At 33.0% G+C, this 17,873-nt stretch carries 17 protein-coding genes; 9 read left to right on the top strand and 8 right to left on the bottom strand.

Annotation, left to right across the window (positions count from 1 at the left end; all coding sequences use genetic code 11):
- Window positions 1-26: 26 nt before the first annotated feature.
- The 3 genes from GBO31_RS26185 to GBO31_RS26175 all read right to left on the bottom strand — a co-directional run bounded on the left by GBO31_RS26185 (window position 27) and on the right by GBO31_RS26175 (window position 3,104).
- Window positions 27-863: a sensor histidine kinase gene (locus GBO31_RS26185; RefSeq protein WP_219011592.1), complete on the bottom strand. Its 837-nt coding sequence runs from the start codon at window positions 861-863 to the stop codon at window positions 27-29.
- A gap of 578 nt (window positions 864-1,441) precedes the next feature.
- On the bottom strand, window positions 1,442-2,221 hold the full coding sequence (locus GBO31_RS26180; RefSeq protein ID WP_219011591.1) for a hypothetical protein: 780 nt from the start codon (window positions 2,219-2,221) through the stop codon (window positions 1,442-1,444).
- 214 nt (window positions 2,222-2,435) lie between these two features.
- Entirely contained in the window at window positions 2,436-3,104 is a 669-nt protein-coding gene (locus GBO31_RS26175) for a M50 family metallopeptidase (protein ID WP_343211352.1), read from the bottom strand.
- Window positions 3,105-3,215: 111 nt separating this feature from the next.
- Between GBO31_RS26175 and GBO31_RS26170 the strand changes: the two genes are divergently transcribed.
- The gene (locus GBO31_RS26170) at window positions 3,216-3,560 is read left to right on the top strand and encodes a hypothetical protein (RefSeq protein ID WP_219011590.1); all 345 of its coding nucleotides are present in this window, start codon (window positions 3,216-3,218) and stop codon (window positions 3,558-3,560) included.
- 9 nt (window positions 3,561-3,569) lie between these two features.
- Here GBO31_RS26170 and GBO31_RS26165 read toward each other — a convergent pair whose 3' ends face one another.
- From GBO31_RS26165 to GBO31_RS26150, 4 genes are read right to left on the bottom strand one after another with little or no spacing between them, the layout of a single operon-like run.
- On the bottom strand, window positions 3,570-3,914 hold the full coding sequence (locus GBO31_RS26165) for a HopJ type III effector protein (RefSeq protein ID WP_219011589.1): 345 nt from the start codon (window positions 3,912-3,914) through the stop codon (window positions 3,570-3,572).
- 3 nt (window positions 3,915-3,917) lie between these two features.
- On the bottom strand, window positions 3,918-4,589 hold the full coding sequence (gene rsmI / locus GBO31_RS26160; RefSeq protein ID WP_219011588.1) for a 16S rRNA (cytidine(1402)-2'-O)-methyltransferase: 672 nt from the start codon (window positions 4,587-4,589) through the stop codon (window positions 3,918-3,920).
- A gap of 5 nt (window positions 4,590-4,594) precedes the next feature.
- Window positions 4,595-4,942, bottom strand: coding sequence for a DoxX family protein (locus tag GBO31_RS26155; RefSeq protein ID WP_219011587.1), 348 nt, complete (start codon window positions 4,940-4,942; stop codon window positions 4,595-4,597).
- Between the two features lie 55 nt (window positions 4,943-4,997).
- Window positions 4,998-5,798 carry a hypothetical protein gene (locus tag GBO31_RS26150; RefSeq protein ID WP_219011586.1) on the bottom strand — a complete coding sequence of 267 codons (801 nt, stop codon included), beginning with the start codon at window positions 5,796-5,798 and terminating at the stop codon, window positions 4,998-5,000.
- A 171-nt stretch (window positions 5,799-5,969) separates the two neighbouring features.
- Between GBO31_RS26150 and GBO31_RS26145 the strand changes: the two genes are divergently transcribed.
- The 4 genes from GBO31_RS26145 (at window position 5,970) to GBO31_RS26130 (ending at window position 9,455) form a co-directional block, all read left to right on the top strand.
- Window positions 5,970-6,617: a thymidine kinase gene (locus tag GBO31_RS26145; protein WP_219011585.1), complete on the top strand. Its 648-nt coding sequence runs from the start codon at window positions 5,970-5,972 to the stop codon at window positions 6,615-6,617.
- Window positions 6,610-7,722 (top strand): alanine racemase, encoded by a 1,113-nt coding sequence (gene alr / locus GBO31_RS26140; protein ID WP_219011584.1) that lies wholly within the window; start codon window positions 6,610-6,612, stop codon window positions 7,720-7,722. Before GBO31_RS26145 ends, alr begins: the two co-directional genes overlap by 8 nt.
- Before the next feature lie 100 nt (window positions 7,723-7,822).
- The gene (gene mscL / locus GBO31_RS26135; RefSeq protein ID WP_219011583.1) at window positions 7,823-8,233 is read left to right on the top strand and encodes a large-conductance mechanosensitive channel protein MscL; all 411 of its coding nucleotides are present in this window, start codon (window positions 7,823-7,825) and stop codon (window positions 8,231-8,233) included.
- A gap of 229 nt (window positions 8,234-8,462) precedes the next feature.
- Window positions 8,463-9,455, top strand: coding sequence for an aspartate-semialdehyde dehydrogenase (locus GBO31_RS26130; protein ID WP_219011582.1), 993 nt, complete (start codon window positions 8,463-8,465; stop codon window positions 9,453-9,455).
- Between the two features lie 77 nt (window positions 9,456-9,532).
- Here the strand turns inward: GBO31_RS26130 and GBO31_RS26125 are convergent, their stop codons facing one another.
- A complete protein-coding gene (locus GBO31_RS26125) occupies window positions 9,533-12,079 on the bottom strand; it encodes a M14 metallopeptidase family protein (protein WP_219011581.1) in 2,547 nt (848 codons plus the stop codon).
- Window positions 12,080-12,222: 143 nt separating this feature from the next.
- Between GBO31_RS26125 and GBO31_RS26120 the strand changes: the two genes are divergently transcribed.
- The 4 genes from GBO31_RS26120 (at window position 12,223) to GBO31_RS26105 (ending at window position 17,789) form a co-directional block, all read left to right on the top strand.
- Window positions 12,223-12,594, top strand: coding sequence for a DoxX family protein (locus tag GBO31_RS26120; protein WP_219011580.1), 372 nt, complete (start codon window positions 12,223-12,225; stop codon window positions 12,592-12,594).
- Window positions 12,595-12,870: 276 nt separating this feature from the next.
- On the top strand, window positions 12,871-15,039 hold the full coding sequence (locus GBO31_RS26115; RefSeq protein ID WP_219011579.1) for a prolyl oligopeptidase family serine peptidase: 2,169 nt from the start codon (window positions 12,871-12,873) through the stop codon (window positions 15,037-15,039).
- An 87-nt stretch (window positions 15,040-15,126) separates the two neighbouring features.
- Complete coding sequence (locus GBO31_RS26110) at window positions 15,127-16,104, top strand: ABC transporter ATP-binding protein (RefSeq protein ID WP_219011578.1); 978 nt, start codon at window positions 15,127-15,129, stop codon at window positions 16,102-16,104.
- A 167-nt stretch (window positions 16,105-16,271) separates the two neighbouring features.
- Complete coding sequence (locus GBO31_RS26105; protein WP_219011577.1) at window positions 16,272-17,789, top strand: Ig-like domain-containing protein; 1,518 nt, start codon at window positions 16,272-16,274, stop codon at window positions 17,787-17,789.
- Window positions 17,790-17,873 lie beyond the last annotated feature (84 nt).

Below are 17,873 nucleotides of genomic sequence, written 5' to 3'. Positions count from 1 at the left end.
TTAATTTAGGTTGTTAAGAGTGCTTTTTAAGGAATTTTAAGTTCTACTTTCATTCCTGATTTTTTTTCTAAAAAATCGATAGATCCAGATAATACCGATAACCTGCTTTCAATATTCTTTAGACCTAGTCCTTTCCTATATTGTAGTTGTTCTTGATTGAGACCTTTTCCGTCATCTTCATAAACGATAATCAGGATTTTATTTAGATTCTTCATCTCAATTTTAATCTTAGATGCTTCTGCATGTTTCAGCGTATTGGTAATCAATTCCTGGATAATCCTGTAAAGATTTAATTCTTTGGTTTTAGCAATAGAATCTGTAGTATTATTTACAAAGGAAATTTTAATTTTTCCAGAATCTCGAACTGTTTGTACTAAACTATCTATTGCTTCTGTAAATCCTAATTTTTCCAGTACTACAGGTCTTAGATCTTTAGAGATACTACGTACACTATGAATCATATCATCGAAAAAACCACTTATTTTTTCAGAAATCATTGACAATTCATCAGGAGATAATTCTGACGAAATTTGCCCGATATATAACTTAGTTGTCGTTAGCATTGCTCCTACATCATCATGTAATTCTTTTGCAATTCTAGAACGTTCTTCTTCCTGACTTTGAATGGAGGTTTTTAATAGCTCTTTCTGGTAATCTGATTCTGCTTTTTGATGTTTTTTTTGCTGTGCTAAAAGTCTTCGCTGATAAATAATAAAAAATACAATTACTGATAGTGATAAAAGAAAAATCACTACCATTCCAATGATAATAATCTTAAGCGTTATGGCTTCTTCGGACTGACCCATAATGCGATGATATAAAATAACATTAGTACTATATTTATGATGGCATGTAGTCCCCATAAACTATGGCTAGCCTCATTTATGCCCTGAAATAAACTATTATTTATAAAAAACAGAATTAAGTTACTTGAAAAATAAATCAAAAAACCAGAATTGATCCAAAACATCGGATTCGTTTCTAACGCACTGTAAGTCACCTCTTTCAATAAAGCATAGAAATAACTCAATGATAGAAATATTACAATGCCTCCTAAAAGAGTAGTCACATTAGAATTGAATGTAAATACGTTCTGAAAAAATAAGGTGTTTACTATGGCAAATGAGGTAAACACAATTCCCAAAACAATAAAAAACCTTTTAGGAAATATTGTTGATAATACCGATCTATATATATTCAGTATTAATAAGAACTCAATGATAGCATAAAAATGGTAAACCGGTAAATTGTTGATTTTTTTATACCAAAATATATTAGATATAACTTCTACAATAAAAACTGCAACTAACAAATACCCCAATTTTATCTGGACCTTACACATCCTTTTATAATAGATCACAAATAGTAGTAAGGGTACTATTACTAAAAAGGATGACACCAGACTTAAAATATCAAAAAGCTCTTTGTCCATTCTACTTTTTTATTCTTCTGTACATGTAGGAGGGCATGGTCTAGAATATTCTATAAAAACTTCTTCATCAGAAAACTCTACTAATCCATGTCTGGAGATAATTTCTGTTTTTACCTTTTCTTTAGGTGTAATTCCTATAACTGGTGTAAACGAAATCATACTTCGATCGCTAAACTTATTCATATCGACACCTGGATACATGATAAACTTTTCAATATTTCCATGAAATGTATTGTTAAACAATTCTATGATTGTTTCACTATTTATTTCAAAAAAATTAACGCGTACTAAAGATCCAGTAGTTTCTTCTTTTGCTACAAATAGATCATCAATAAGGTTATCTTCAATGCTATTCCAGTTATGTAAGATCATTTCTTTAAAAATACCAGGTACTATCGTTCCTCCTTGATTCATACTTGTTCTTCTCCTATCTAAAGACACTTTTGGTTTATCAAATTCTGGAATGAGTGTAAAATAATAGGGTTCTTCTCTTGTCGCGATTGCTATTTGAATAATTGGGCAAAATGTAAATTTACTTTTGTCTTCTTCTTCCAAACTCATATAAATTCTAATCCTTGTGATTTTTTTGAGAGTATTCAATATTTTGACATCTACATCCTTCATCTCAAAAAAATTAGTTCGCGTATAGAAACTATTCTTGAACTTCTCAATCACATTTAATCGTTGAAAATGTCTGGCCAACAACAACACTTCTTCTTGCTCCCATCGAATGATATCTTCGGATTGTTTTCTGGTAATTAACTGTTCTTCTACTATTGCTTGTTCCATTTGTGTGAAAATTTATTACGTTAAATTGGTCTATTCTTTAAAGCTAAGCAAAAAACACCTGTAGTACTAATAATGAAGGTGTTAACAAGTAATAACCATCAAAAAACAGGTATAAACCACGGGTTGGAACATTGTGGTAATACAAGTGGCATTTCATTTTTCAATCTGAGCTTATATTGGAGGATAAGTGAAAATAAGAATGTAAAAGTAGTTCCTACTTTTTAAAATAATACTGGAAACTCTTCCAAAGGAGATATATACTTATTAGAATGATGAATATTGCCCAAATCCAATAGGTGCCTATAGTATTCTCTGCAATAGCTTGAGTATCGGAGATTTGAATAGCACCATCTCTTTCGAATTGTTTTGTAAACAAATAATCTAATTGAAGATAGGTTCCTAATACCGATTGTAATCCCAAGAACATGATGGTAATTACTTCTAACTTTCTGTTTTTGAACAAAGTGATAATGAAGAAAAACACTGCAAAACCACTCATTACTGCTATTCCCCAAACAGATCTAATCCATACAAATAAAGAAAGTATAATAAGTCCAATCAGAATTCTTAAAGCAATCTTTGAACTTTTAGATGATTTTGCAGAGGCTATAAGCAATGCTCCAACAATTGCAGGACCTAACAATCCGCCTGCAGCTACCAATGCATTTCCCAAAGAGGGAGACAAATAACTTCCTTGTAGATGATAATAAGCAACACCTCCACCATTTTCATATATTTCTAAATGCTCAAAACTACCACCTAAAATTACCGCTGTAAGACCATGTCCCATTTCATGAAACCAAGTACCTAATAATATAAATGGATACTGAAACCATCCAAAATAGGGAAACTTCCATAGTATGATTACTACTACGGCTACTATTAATATGGTATAATCAAAACGTTTAGAGATAGTTGTAATTTTTAAATTCTTTTAAAGTCTTTAGATTATAAACCAAAATATGTACTTTTATATTTCACAAAATCACTCCTTATGAGTTCTCTTCTACATAAATATACGTTTGTTATTTTAGTTTGCTTTCTAACTATTGGTGTGTATGGGCAGGAAAAAGTTACAAAAACACCAAATTTTCCAAAGAAAACAACCTTTCCTGACGCAATTTCTAAAAAAGCCGAAAAGGATTCAAAAATGCCAATTCACAACCCTGATTATGCCTTAGATGAACAAATAAAACATGCATTGATTGATGATACACCTAAGGTGATGCCAATTTTTAAGCCTTATCTTTCTTTAGAGCTTAAGCCTGCTCCCAAGGTTTCTTTCGCTGATCTAAAAACTGTAAAAGAAATTAAGAAGAATGTCAAAAAAGGAAATTAGTATAAAGTGTTATACCTTTTCCGTTAATGCTTGCTCTTTAAAAGATAATTTCTCCCATCCCGTTTTCATAAAATTACGGATATTTTGATGACTACTTCCATTAGGATCTTGAAGTACATTTTTATAATGTTCTCCAAAACAGTATAAGGTCTCTTCTTGTGTAAGATTTTGCAATTTTGCGAATGAAAACAATTTACAAGAACCTGAATTTTGTCCCACTTCATTATTGATTTCACCATTAGTAAATGAACTTGGTGTAAAGCTATAATAAGTGTCAATTACATTAATAGTTTCTTCAAATATAATTTCTTCTGGAGTTTGACGAAGTTTATCTATAAATTCTGTAGTAGTCATATTTTATTTTTTTCCTGCAATTACAATAACAATTTCTCCTTTCGGAGCTTTCGTTTCGAAATGTGATAATACTTCTTTTACTGTTCCTCTTATCGTTTCTTCATGAAGCTTGCTTAGTTCTCTGGATACCGAAACCATTCGATCCTCACCAAAATAGGTTACAAAATTTCCAAGCGTTTTTATAAGCTTATGCGGAGATTCGTAAAATATCATGGTTCTGGTTTCTTCTGCCAATAACTGTAATCGAGTTTGTCTCCCCTTTTTTACCGGAAGAAACCCTTCAAACACAAACTTATCATTGGGCAAACCGCTATTTACCAAAGCTGGCACAAATGCTGTTGCTCCAGGCAAACATTCCACAGGAATAGCATTTTCTACACAAGCTCTTGTTAGTAAAAATCCTGGATCACTAATTGCTGGTGTTCCAGCATCACTTATTAAAGCAATGGAGTTTCCACTTTGTAATCTTCTAATAACACTATCTACCGTTTTATGTTCATTATGCATATGGTGACTTTGCATAGGTGTCACAATTTCATAATGTTTTAAAAGTTTGCCACTCGTACGTGTATCTTCGGCAAGAATAAGATCAACTTCTTTCAGCACTTTGATTGCTCTAAAAGTCATATCTTCCAGATTACCAATTGGTGTTGGAACTATATATAATTTCGACATTTATATTAAGGTCTTACTTTTTTACCAGTAGCATATGATATTACCAGAAAAATTAATCCTAAAGTAGCAAATAAACCTTGCCCATCATCTTTCATATAATGAGCTGTAAAAGCTAAAGTCATATCAAAAAAGAATCCGGCATACGCCCATTCTTTTAACCATTTGATTTTATTGGTAAGAATAACAATAATACCACCTATCTTCGCTATTGCTAATGGAATTACTAAATATGTAGGATAATCTAGGTTCTCAAAAAAACCTCTTACCATCTCGGTATTCCTAAAATACATCTGTGCAGAAAATAACATAATTCCACACATAGCAACGGTAGCTATCCAGTAAACGATTTTCATAATAAACTCTTTTAATTGTTAGGAAACTTAGTTTCGAAAAAGCAGTATTCCTTACTTAAAATTCATATTTATTCGTAACGATTTCCATAAATCGTTCTTCGTATTCACTTTTACCTTCCCAATTGTTATAATCTGGTTTCACCATATTTTTTATAAACTGAGTTGCGCCGCTTTTACTATTTAATGTATTCAATTGAGAAAGTACACGATTATAATCCGTAGAACTTCCGTCAAACAAATGTTTTATAAAAGCTAAACGATCATTTAATCCTATATTAATTCCTCTTTTAAGTTGATCGTTTAAAGATTTAGGTTTGTCTTCTTTAGTATTTAAGTTATCCAAAATTGGCATACTTTGAGGTACAGATCCTATATCTTCTTTATCATTTTTTTCATAAACTGGTTCTGATAAAGAAACATTTTCTTCTGTAAATTTAGGAGCAGGAACAAAAAGATCTTCAGTGACCTTTTCATTAATCTTTTCGATAATAATCTCCGGTTTTTGTTCTTCTACTTCTTCTTTAGGAGTTTCAATAGTTTCACTACCAAGATTAAACATGGTTTCAGAAACTTCTTCCACTTCTTTATTTTCGTCTAAGCTAATGATAGGCTTTGGCTTCACTTTCTCTACAACTTCTTCCTCTATCTCTAACACTTTTTCTTCTTCTAAAGCACTCGTTACCTGACCTATAGTCGGTTGTATGCCAGCAAAATGAGATTCAGCAAAATTTAAAATACTCAGTTTTTCATATAACTGTCTAGCCTCTTCTTGTAATTGTGGCAAGGTGGATCTATCTTTAAGCTGTAATATCCGATGAGCAATACTTATGAGTTCTGCTTCCAACTTCTTCTTCATAACTTTCTTATTCGTTTGGGCTATAGTTGTTGTTTTTTAATAAATTTACCTCATCTTAAGAACAATACCTCTTTGTAAAAAGAAATGAAAATTAACATCATATTCATTTCATAATACATTAGGTTTTGTTAAGGAGTAGGGTTTCTTTTAATCGATGCTGAAAAATACAAAATGTTTCTCGAAAATACGGTAAATCATAAAGAGCAATTTGGATGGATAGAAGTGATCTGCGGTTCGATGTTTTCGGGTAAGACCGAAGAATTGATTCGTAGGTTAAAACGTGCACAATTTGCAAAACAAAAAGTAGAAATTTTTAAACCTGCCATCGATGTGCGCTATGATGATGAAATGGTAGTCTCTCATGATGCTAATGAAATTAGATCCACTCCCGTTCCTGCCGCTGCTAATATTAGGATTCTGGCAGACACATGCGATGTGGTTGGTATAGATGAAGCTCAATTTTTTGATGATGAAATCGTAAGTGTTTGTAATGATCTTGCCAATAAAGGGGTACGTGTTATTGTTGCAGGGCTCGATATGGATTTTAAAGGAAATCCATTTGGTCCTATGCCAGCTCTTATGGCTACTGCGGAATATGTGACCAAAGTACATGCTGTTTGTACTCGAACCGGAAATCTTGCACAGTATAGTTATAGAAAATCTAAAAAAGATGATCTCGTATTGCTAGGAGAGACAGATGAATATGAGCCATTAAGTCGTGCAGCATATTATAAAGCTTCGCTGAAGGAAAAAGTAAAAGAAATCAAAGTAACCGATCCTAAAGAATTAAATAAAAATTCTGAAAAATCTGATGAGTAAGGCAAAAGAAACAATTCTTGAAATTAATCTGGCCCATCTTACTCATAACTATGATTATCTTAGAAGTAAGCTACAGCCAAATATCAAACTATTAGCAGTAGTAAAAGCCGCTGGTTATGGCAGTGACGCAACTATAATGGCGAAACATCTCGAAAAAATCGGAGCTGATTATTTTGCAGTGGCATATGTCTCTGAGGGTATTGCTTTGCGGGAAGCAGGAATACAAACACCTATTCTAGTATTACATCCACAACCCATAAATTTCTCTTTGGCAATAGCACACAATCTTGAACCCAATATATATAGCCCACGAATTTTAAAAGAATTTATAAAAATAGCCGAATCAGAACATCAAAAAGAGTATCCGGTACATATAAAATTTAATACCGGATTAAACAGATTAGGTTTTTGGGAAAATGATGTAGACTATATTATGGATACATTAGAAGCTACCGAAACTATTAAAGTAAAATCGCTCTTCTCTCATCTTGCGGCTAGCGAAGATCATGATGAAAAAGAATTTACTATCAATCAAATCAATTCTTTTAAAAAAACAGCTTCTGAAATTATTGATAAGCTTGGATATGAACCAATATTACATCAATGCAATACTTCGGGAATATTAAACTATCCTGAAGCTCATTTTACGATGGTACGCACAGGCATTGGGTTGTATGGTTATGGAAATGAAGATGTTTATGATCGTCACTTAAAACCTGTAGCTTCTTTAAAATCTGTCATATCTCAAATTCATATGCTAGAACCAGGAGAAACTTTAGGGTATAATAGAGCTTTTACTTCTGAAGGCTTCTCCAAAACTGCAACCATTCCTTTAGGCCATGCTGATGGTATCGGAAGACATTACGGAAACAAAAAGGGCTTCGTTACAGTAAATGGACAAAAAGCATTTATCGTTGGGAATGTTTGTATGGATATGATTATGATCGACATTACAGATATAGATTGTAAAGAAGGTGATGAAGTAATTATTTTTGATAATACTTCTACAGCGGCATCCATTGCCGAAAATGCTGGAACAATCTCTTATGAATTACTTACTGCCATTTCTCCAAGAGTAAAACGGATTGTTATCGATAATAATTGATATTCATCGAAAAAAAGCCTTTATACCATATAATCAATCTCTAATTTGTTTCTTAATTTTTGTTAAATTAGTAGCATACTAATTATCTAAATTAAATAAAATGGGATTTTTCAAAGATTTTAAGTCTTTCTTAATGAAAGGTGATATTGTAAGTCTTGCTACTGCCGTAATTGTGGGTGGAGCATTTGGAAAGATTGTAACATCTTTTACAAATGATGTATTAATGCCTCCTATCGGATTATTATTGGGAGATGTTAATTTTACAGAACTTAAGTTTGCTCTTACGGAAGCTTCGGTTAATGAAGCAGGAGAGGCAATAGCTCCTGTAACAATTAATTATGGAAATTTTGTACAAACAGTAATTGATTTCATAATTATTGGCTTTTGTATTTTTATGGTTCTTAAAGCATATGAAAAAAGCCAAAAAAAGAAAGAAGAAGCTCCGGCTGCACCAGCAGGTCCTACTCAAGAAGAGTTACTTGCTGAAATTAGAGATTTACTTAAAAAATAAATCTTACCTCTATCTGAATTATCTATAGCTACCGCTATACTACATATTCTAACTAAACCGCTCCATTGAGGGCGGTTCTTTTTACAATTTGTTTAATATATAACAAATTGTTTAAATTAATATTATTTCAAGAAAAAGTATCATTGTATTATAAATAATCAACACCTTTGCTGGAATCAAAAAAAGACCGATTTTTGTGTCTCGAAAAAGTCATTAATAAATAAAGCAGATGAAAGTAGCTGTTGTAGGTGCCACAGGATTAGTAGGTACCGTAATGTTAAAAGTATTAGAAGAACGTAATTTTCCTGTATCGGAGTTAATTCCTGTTGCCTCAGAAAGATCCGTAGGTAAGAAACTATCTTATAAAGATCAAGAATATACCGTTGTGGGTCTAGCCACAGCAGTAGAAATGAAACCTGATGTTGCTTTATTTTCTGCTGGAGGAAGTACCTCCTTAGAATGGGCACCCAAATTTGCTGAAGCAGGAATTACCGTAATTGATAATTCTTCTGCCTGGAGAATGGATCCAACCAAAAAATTGGTAGTACCAGAAATTAATGCAAAAGACTTAACTAAAGAAGACAAGATCATTGCTAACCCTAATTGTTCTACGATACAATTGGTGATGGCGTTAGGGCCTTTGCATTCAAAATATAAAATCAAACGTGCCATTATATCTACCTATCAATCTATTACTGGAACAGGTGTAAAAGCTGTACAGCAATTAGAAAATGAATATGCTGGAGAAAAAGGCGAAATGGCATATCCTTATCCAATACATCGAAATGCAATTCCGCATTGTGATGTTTTCCAAGAAAATGGATATACCAAAGAAGAAATGAAGCTCGTGAATGAGACTCAAAAAATTCTTGATGACAGAACTATTGCTGTAACCGCCACTGCGATTCGTATTCCTGTAGTAGGTGGACATAGTGAGAGTGTTAACTTAGAGTTCGAAAATGAATTTCAAGAAAATGACATTCGAAAAATGCTAAATGATACTTCTGGAGTTACGGTTCAGGATAACCCAGATACCAATACCTATCCAATGCCAATCTATGCAGAAGGAAAAAACGATGTATTCGTTGGTAGAATCAGAAGAGACCATTCTAGAGAAAATGCTCTAAATATGTGGATAGTTGCAGATAACCTACGAAAAGGTGCTGCTACCAATGCAGTTCAAATCGGAGAGTATTTAGTAGAAAATCAGTTAATCGGCTAAATAACCAGCTAATTTTTATAAAAACCCTTGTTATCATCTATATAACAAGGGTTTTCTTTTCATTACAATCTAAACTCCTACTGTCTTATAGCGGGTACATAAATGTGTTTTCCAAAAAACAACGCATTTAGAAAAAGGCGATTTGTTCCATACCATGAACCTCTAAAATTTGGATTGTCTGCAAATAAAATCACTCTGCCACTTCCTATACTACTTACGATCAATGAAGCTGAAGGTTTTAAATAATTTTCATAATTATTGGATGATATATATCCATCGATATGGGCGTCTTCTGTATATTTAGCTACTGTTGCATATGGATTTTTACTAGGAGCAATAAAAACCGTATTATTCTTATAAACAGGTACCGAACTATCTCTATATCCAAAACCTAATGGATGTGTGATATCCACATCAACTTCAAAAATAGCTCCTCCCAAACGTTCTCTTCCAATATTTTCACCTGCATCTACATAAGATAAGCGTTCAGTAATTTTTCCTTTTGTACTGTCCTTTGCTTTAGTAATAAGCTTCTCACTTACCACTTTCTTATCTATAACCCATTTCGAAGCATTAGCAATGGTAACCAGTGTATTTCCATATGAAACCCATTCTTTTATCTTTTTCTGCTGAAGAGAATCCAACTGTTGATATCTTCCTGAGACCATTACCAAAGTATTGTAATCTTTTAATGGCACAGAATTAAACATGCCCATTTTCAATTTTGTAATCGGCATATGTACTCTTGTATCTAATAAATGCCATACCTCTCCAGCTTCGTAAGAATTTACACCATCTCCTATTAACAATAAAGCTTTGGGTATATCTAACTTTCTAAAATTACCACTTCCTAAATCAATACCTGAATTACTAAAACCAGTTGTTGTGCTATAGATAGGTACATTAAATTTTTCTTGCGCTTGTTGTATGATACGAAATACCTCTTCTTTACTTTTTTTCTGTTTACTTACAGGCACAAGGACACTTCCATAACCGAAACTTTTAATACCTTCTGAAGTTTTAATAGAAAACGGCTTAAAAGCAGAAGCTACTAGTAATCCTTCAGATTGCATATAATACAATGCCGCTGTAGCATTATAATCATCCCAATCTAGAAGGTATGCATAATCTGATTTTGAAACTTTTGAAACTTTTACAAGCCCTTTGGTTGTAGTTATTTCGTCTCCTCTTCGCAACGATTTAACACCTTTGTATTTCATATTATAAAAATTGGCAAGACTCCAGGCAGAAGCATCATAGAACACACTATCTTTATATTTATTGTAGGTTTCAAACACCGATTGTACCATTCTTTTTTGAGGTTGTTGTACAGGAACAACATATCTATCGCCACTTTTATATACTTTAATTTTATGAAGTAATAATTTATCTATAAAAGCTTTATTTCTGTTCTTATCATAGGCATCACCAAATTCATATCCAACAAAACCATTTTTTGAAGCATTACTTTCGGCAGACTTAAAAAAGTCTTGCTGATATTTCCGTAATACAGCTTTGTTTTCAACAGATGCTTTGATTGTAGCCATACTGGAAACGTATTGATTTCGAATGGTGAAAGGAAATGAAATCGTACCATAATCCGTATTTTGTAAATGACCTCTGGAACTTGCTTGTTCAAATAATAATGCTAATGCACCTTGTAAATCAGGGTATGAAGATCCATAACCTGGATATGTTCCATCAAAAGCTTCTTTGGTAAAATAAAACGATCCTATACGATCCAAAGCCTTAGAAAAATAAGGCGCAAATAGATTATTCAAATCCTCGTAATTTTCTTTAGGCATTATAGGATCTGAGGAACCTATCGGCTTCATAGGTTCGAAAAAATACGTACTGTTAGTTCCCATCTCGTGAAAATCGGTAACAACATTTGGATACCACTCATGATACCAGTTTAATTTCCCTCGACTTTCAGGGTGAATTCCTAAAAACCAATCTCTATTTAGATCAAACCAATAATGATTTGTTCTTCCACGAGGCCAGGTTTCATTATGTTCAGCATCATAAGGATCGCTTACTAAAGGATCTCCTTTAAATTGATTTACCCATTGTGTGTGTCGATCACGACCATCTGGGTTTATGGTTGGATCAATAAATACAATTGAATTCTCTAAGTAGGTTAATATTTCTGGATTATTGGAAGCGATCAATGTATAAGCAGTAAGCATAGCAGCTTCACCTCCTGAAGGTTCATTACCATGAACATTATATCCCAACTGTACGAAAACTGGTACATCATTGTAATTAGTAGGATTCTTATTTGATTCCGTAAAGGCTAAATGCTGCTCTTTGATAGTGCCCAGGTTATTTAAATTGTCAGGCTTAGAAATGGTTAATATGATCAATTTTCTATTCTCATGACTTTTACCATATAACTGAATAGAGGCTCTGTTTGAGAGCTCAGATAATTTGGTAAAATATGCTACAATCTGATCATGGCGGGTATGTTGATCTCCTATTGGGTATCCTAAAAATTCCTCAGGTGACGGAATCTCAGATGAAAAAGGACCATTATCTTTCAAAAAATATTCCTGTCCAGTGACTGGTAATAATAGTAAAAAATAGAAAAAACAAGTGAGTAATAGAAGTTGTGTGAGCTTCATTATTGCAATATTAAAAATTAAGTTAATTAGTTCGTTTTCAGGAAACGTAAGATATTTTTTTAGCTCCGGTTTCCAACAACATTTGTAAGGTTTTTAACATTTATCCTTCTAATACATCAACTTAATCATAAATAAATACAACAATGAATACTAAAATAATTTTAGCCCTAAGAATCGTATTAGGAGCCCTATTAATCGTTTTTGGAAGCAATAAGTTTATAGGGTTTTTACCAGATTTTGAATTTGCTAATCCTGAAGCAGGAATCCTTTTTGGTGCATTAGCGAGTAGCTATATTCTCAAAACAGTGGGCCTTATCGAAGTCATAGTGGGCCTTCTGTTAGTAAGTAAAAAAGCAGTTCCATTTGCATTAGTTCTAATGGCACCAATTTCTGTAAATATTATATTATTTCATGCTACTTTGGATCCAGCAAATATAGGATCTGGCGCATTTGTTTTTCTTGTGAATGCATTTCTAATTTATAAGAATTGGAACGTCTACAAAAGTCTATTCTAATCAACTACTTATGTAATTTTACTGGTATAAAAGTAAAATTTTTCGTTTCTTAGAGGACGGAATTTTCCGACTGCTCTACTACAATGATCAACAGAGTTGCTAAACCCCAAAGCAACGCTTTAAATGTGTAATAACTATATGATCGCTGTTAGAGCAGTTTTTTTATATTTTATTTAGCATTTTTGAGCTATAAGTTTTAATAGTTTTGTCATTTGCCTACCCTACTATTTTAAACACTATGATTACATAGTAATGAATTTATAAATTTAGCTCATCATGAAAAGAACTCTTTTATTAATTTGTTTGATAGCATCCATAGTTGGATGTAAAAACGAAACAAAAGAAGAAACTACCAAAACCACAATTGCATTGAATTATCCAGAAACTAAAAAAGTAGATACAATTGATACCTACTTTGAAACTGAAGTTAAAGACCCTTACAGATGGTTAGAAGACGACCGAAGTAAAGAAACTGAAAACTGGGTTACTGATCAAAATAAAGTCACTTTCGGATATTTGGATAACATTCCTTTTAGAGATCAATTAAAAAAACGCTTATCTAGTCTGTGGAACTATGAAAAAGTAGGAGCTCCATTTAAAGAAGGAGATTATACGTATTTCTTTAAAAATGATGGGTTACAAAATCAATATGTCATTTATAGATTCAAAAATGAAGGTGATGAACCTGAAGTTTTTCTAGATCCAAATAGTTTTAGTGAAGATGGAACCACATCTTTAGGAAGCACTAGTTTTTCTGAAAATGGAAAACTTCTTGCCTATTCCATTTCTGAAGGAGGAAGTGATTGGCGAAAAGTTATTATTAAAAATGTGGAGACCAAAGAAATTGTTGAAGACACCTTGGTAGATATTAAGTTTTCAGGGATGTCCTGGAAAGGGAATGAAGGTTTTTATTACTCTAGTTATGATAAACCTGAAGGAAGTGAATTATCGGCAAAAACGGATCAACACAAAGTATATTACCACAAATTAGGAACTGCTCAAAAAGACGATCAACTAATTTTTGGAGGAACACCTCAAGAAAAGCATCGATATATTGGAGGAAATGTTACTAAAGATAATCGCTATCTTATTATTTCAGCCAGCACATCAACTTCAGGAAATAAACTTTTTATCAAAGATCTTACAAAACCAAACAGCGAATTAGTCACTATTTTAGATAACACAGACAGTGATACCTACGTATTGGAAAATGTGGGATCAAAACTTTATTTAGTTACTAATTTAAATGCTCCGAATAAAAAAATAGTTACAGTAGATGCCTCTAATCCAACTCCAGAGAATTGGAAAGATTTTATTGCAGAAACAGAAAATGTATTGAGCCCTAGCAAAGGTGGTGGGTACTTTTTTGCAGAATATATGGTAGATGCTGTATCCAAAGTATTACAATATGATTATGACGGTAAACTAGTTCGTGACGTTGAATTACCAGGTGTTGGAAGTGTTGGAGGTTTTGGTGCTAAAAAAGAAGACAAAGAATTATATTATTCTTTTACTAATTACAAAACTCCAGGAAGTATTTATAAATACACTATTGCTGATGGTACCTCTGAGCTATATCGTAAACCTAAAATTGATTTCAATCCAGAAGATTACGAGAGCAAACAGGTATTCTATAATTCTAAAGACGGCACTAAAGTTCCTATGATTATTACCTATAAAAAAGGTACAGAACTTACTGGTAAAAATCCTACAATACTATACGGTTATGGTGGTTTTAATATATCGCTAACTCCTTCTTTTAGCATTGCAAATGCAGTATGGATGGAACAAGGAGGTATTTATGCCGTTGCGAATTTAAGAGGTGGTGGTGAATATGGTAAAAAATGGCACGTAGCTGGTACCAAAATGCAAAAACAAAATGTTTTTGATGATTTTATCGCTGCCGCAGAATATCTAATTGAAAAGAAATATACTTCTAGTGATTATCTAGCTATAAGAGGAGGTTCCAATGGTGGATTGCTTGTTGGTGCAACCATGACACAACGTCCAGATTTAATGAAAGTAGCGTTGCCAGCAGTAGGTGTTTTAGACATGCTACGTTATCATACCTTTACAGCTGGTGCTGGTTGGGCATATGATTATGGAACTGCAGAAGACGACAAACAAATGTTTGAATATTTAAAAGGATATTCACCTGTTCATAATGTGAAAGAAGGTGTTTCCTATCCAGCAACGATGGTAACTACAGGAGATCATGATGATCGTGTAGTACCAGCACATTCCTTTAAGTTTGCTGCAGAACTACAATCCAAGCAAACAGGTTCTAATCCAACCTTAATAAGAATTGAAACCAATGCTGGTCATGGAGCAGGAACACCAGTAAAGAAAACTATTGAGCAATATGCCGATATTTTTAGCTTTACGCTTTTTAATATGGGATATGAAGTTTTACCAGAACAAGTAAATGAAGAAGTAAAAGGATAAAATCAATTTATTATCTATCATAAAATTAAAGAATCCGTTTTCTAAAAAGAGGCGGATTTTTTTATTGAAGTTATTTATATTTGAGTTATGCTTACAATTCAAAACGTATCCTTTGCCTACGATACCACACCGGTTTTAAAAAATATCAATTTTACCATTGAGAAAGGACAGCATATTGCACTCATCGGTGCTAGTGGCTGTGGAAAAAGTACTTTGTTAAAAGTTATTTATGGGCTTCTGGATGTTGATGAAGGTACCCTCTTTTGGAACGAGGAGCAGATTTTAGGTCCTGCTTATAACCTAGTTCCTGGACAAGAAAATATGAAATTTCTTTCTCAAGGTTTCGAATTACAGGCCTATAGAACAGTTTCTGAAAATATTGGTCAATATTTATCCAATTTTGAACCTGAATTAAAACGAGGTCGAGTTAATGAGCTCCTCGAGATAGTAGAGATGACCTCTTTTGCTGATACCAAAATTGAAAACTTAAGTGGTGGTCAAAAACAAAGAGTGGCACTTGCCAAAGCACTTGCAAATAGACCCGAAGTATTATTATTAGATGAACCTTTTGGAAATATTGATAACTTCAGACGTAGTTCACTAAGAAGAAATCTTTTTGCGTATTTAAAAAGAAATAAAATCACAAGTATCACTGCTACTCATGACAAAACGGACATACTCTCATTTGCCGAAGAAACAATTGTAATCCATAATGGTGAAATTATTTCGAAAGGAAATACACTAGACATCTATAACAATCCTAAAAGTTATTATATCGCATCACTTTTTGGAGAGGTTAACGAATTACCCATAACAAGTATCTTAGCTGAAGAAAGTAATGAAGGTACTTTGCTTTTCTATCCTCATGAATTACAAATTGTAGAAAACACTACGCTAAAAGCTAGAGTAAAAAAGTCCTATTTTAACGGAAATCACTTTTTGATTGAAGCTGTTCTTGATAATCGAGTTATTTTTATAGAGCATCCATATTTTTTAGAAAATTCTCTCGAAATAGGTATTCATATTTCATCAGAAATTATAACTAAAAGAATCCAAAATCAATAACCTTTTAAGCTGTATATATTACACCAGCTAATTCATCCATTACGGATTCTATTTTTCCCATCTTAGATTCGTCAGCTTACTTTATCTTTAAAATTGGTAGAAATCCTATTTCTGCCAAATAAATTATTGTTACCTTAATATAACCTAAACTTTTAAAACCAATAACTATGAAACGTAAATTATTGACTTTATTAGTATTTGCATTTTTATGCGTTACTAATACAATTGCACAACAAAATGTTCCCGATACAGGTTGTACTGGTCAGGATACTTATGATCAAGGTGTAAGAATTGTTCCTAATGCAAACTCATGGAAGGATAGTTACCAGGCAAATGGGTTTTGTTTTTGTAAATCCTCCTTCGACCACGGTGTAGGGAATTTCAAAATCACTATCAATGGACAAGGGAGAAATATCAAAGACATCTGTGATGAGCTTAAAAAACATCCTTTTTACAGAGATCTAAAAAACGGAGATCCTAGATATAACACTATACAATGTGGTAATGAACCAGGACACGATGATGCCATTACGATACAAGGTAAGAAAATTAAAGATGAGAAAGTATGCCCTGGTCGTGTAGACCAAGGTAGTCCAGGATGCCAATGTAAAGGTCCTAAATTTGATATGGAATGGTTAAGCTCCAGACCTCGATTTGGAGGCAACGGTGATGGAGGAGATAATACTGGTCCAAACGTTTCCTTTACTACTCCTTCAAGTAATGCTTCTTTTACCGCACCTGCCACTTTACAAGTAATTGTAGTAGCTACAGATAACGATGGTGTGAGTAACGTGCGTTTGTATCTGAACAACTCTTTTATAAGACAAGAAAACGTTAGTCCTTATACTTGGAATAATAACAATCAAGACAATGCACTTAAAAATTTATCTGAAGGAACGTATACGTTAAAAGCGGAAGCAACAGATTCTAGAGGTGCAAAAACTACTAAAACGCTAACCTTTACCGTAGGAGATGACAATGGTGGTGAACCTAGTGATGATGTTGTATCCATCTTAGGGCAAACTATAAATAAATATGTTAGCTCTGAAAACGGTACAGCTTCAATGAATTGTAATAGAAATGCTGTAGGAGTACTTGAACAATTCATTATGGAACCAGCAGCTAACGGAACCGTAAGTTTTAAAGGAAATAACGGAAAATACGTAAGTTCAGAAAATGGAGGTAAACCTATGAATTGCAATAGAAATGCTGTCGGATCATGGGAACGATTTACTTTAGAATCCTTAGGTGGAAATGTATTTGCTATTAAAGGAAATAACGGTAAATATGTAAGCCATGAAAATGGTAATAAAGCTATGAATTGTAATAGAAATGCGGTTGGTACTTGGGAACGATTTGTTATTGAAGGAATCAGCGCTGCTAGATTACAAGAAATCACTAAAGCCAATGACGCTGTTTATACGGTAGATGTATATCCGCTTCCAATGCAATCTGATAACATAACCCTTAATATCTCATTATCTAAAAAAGTAAGTACTGCTACGGCAGAAATTATCGACCTTAAAGGGAATCGTATTGCTTCAAAAAATTTAGGCAGTATTCCTTCTGGAACAAAATCGATAGAAATGAATGATCTAAATACATCTGTATTATCTACTGGCCTTTACATTCTAAAGGTACGATTGGATAATACAGTTATAACTAAAAAGATAGCAAGGCAATAGTATTTCCTTGAACTTCTACCCTATAAAGCGGATGCTATTATTGAATAGCATTCGCTTTTTTATTATAAAATGCAGCCAAAATTA

Source organism: Aquimarina litoralis (genome assembly GCF_019295435.1).
In the GTDB taxonomy this organism is placed as follows: Bacteria; Bacteroidota; Bacteroidia; order Flavobacteriales; family Flavobacteriaceae; genus Aquimarina; species Aquimarina litoralis_A.
Note: the sequence above shows the minus strand (reverse complement) of the source record. Positions and strands in the feature narration are given on the sequence as shown.

Excerpts from the sequence above, each read along its gene's own strand:
- GBO31_RS26185 (WP_219011592.1), bottom strand. The coding sequence starts at position 863 with ATGGGGACTACATGCCATCATAAATATAGTACTAATGTTATTTTATAT.
- GBO31_RS26180 (WP_219011591.1), bottom strand. The coding sequence starts at position 2,221 with ATGGAACAAGCAATAGTAGAAGAACAGTTAATTACCAGAAAACAATCC.
- GBO31_RS26170 (WP_219011590.1), top strand. The coding sequence starts at position 3,216 with ATGAGTTCTCTTCTACATAAATATACGTTTGTTATTTTAGTTTGCTTT.
- GBO31_RS26165 (WP_219011589.1), bottom strand. The coding sequence starts at position 3,914 with ATGACTACTACAGAATTTATAGATAAACTTCGTCAAACTCCAGAAGAA.
- rsmI (WP_219011588.1), bottom strand. The coding sequence starts at position 4,589 with ATGTCGAAATTATATATAGTTCCAACACCAATTGGTAATCTGGAAGAT.
- GBO31_RS26155 (WP_219011587.1), bottom strand. The coding sequence starts at position 4,942 with ATGAAAATCGTTTACTGGATAGCTACCGTTGCTATGTGTGGAATTATG.
- GBO31_RS26150 (WP_219011586.1), bottom strand. The coding sequence starts at position 5,798 with ATGAAGAAGAAGTTGGAAGCAGAACTCATAAGTATTGCTCATCGGATA.
- GBO31_RS26145 (WP_219011585.1), top strand. The coding sequence starts at position 5,970 with ATGTTTCTCGAAAATACGGTAAATCATAAAGAGCAATTTGGATGGATA.
- alr (WP_219011584.1), top strand. The coding sequence starts at position 6,610 with ATGAGTAAGGCAAAAGAAACAATTCTTGAAATTAATCTGGCCCATCTT.
- mscL (WP_219011583.1), top strand. The coding sequence starts at position 7,823 with ATGGGATTTTTCAAAGATTTTAAGTCTTTCTTAATGAAAGGTGATATT.
- GBO31_RS26130 (WP_219011582.1), top strand. The coding sequence starts at position 8,463 with ATGAAAGTAGCTGTTGTAGGTGCCACAGGATTAGTAGGTACCGTAATG.
- GBO31_RS26125 (WP_219011581.1), bottom strand. The coding sequence starts at position 12,079 with ATGAAGCTCACACAACTTCTATTACTCACTTGTTTTTTCTATTTTTTA.
- GBO31_RS26120 (WP_219011580.1), top strand. The coding sequence starts at position 12,223 with ATGAATACTAAAATAATTTTAGCCCTAAGAATCGTATTAGGAGCCCTA.
- GBO31_RS26115 (WP_219011579.1), top strand. The coding sequence starts at position 12,871 with ATGAAAAGAACTCTTTTATTAATTTGTTTGATAGCATCCATAGTTGGA.
- GBO31_RS26110 (WP_219011578.1), top strand. The coding sequence starts at position 15,127 with ATGCTTACAATTCAAAACGTATCCTTTGCCTACGATACCACACCGGTT.
- GBO31_RS26105 (WP_219011577.1), top strand. The coding sequence starts at position 16,272 with ATGAAACGTAAATTATTGACTTTATTAGTATTTGCATTTTTATGCGTT.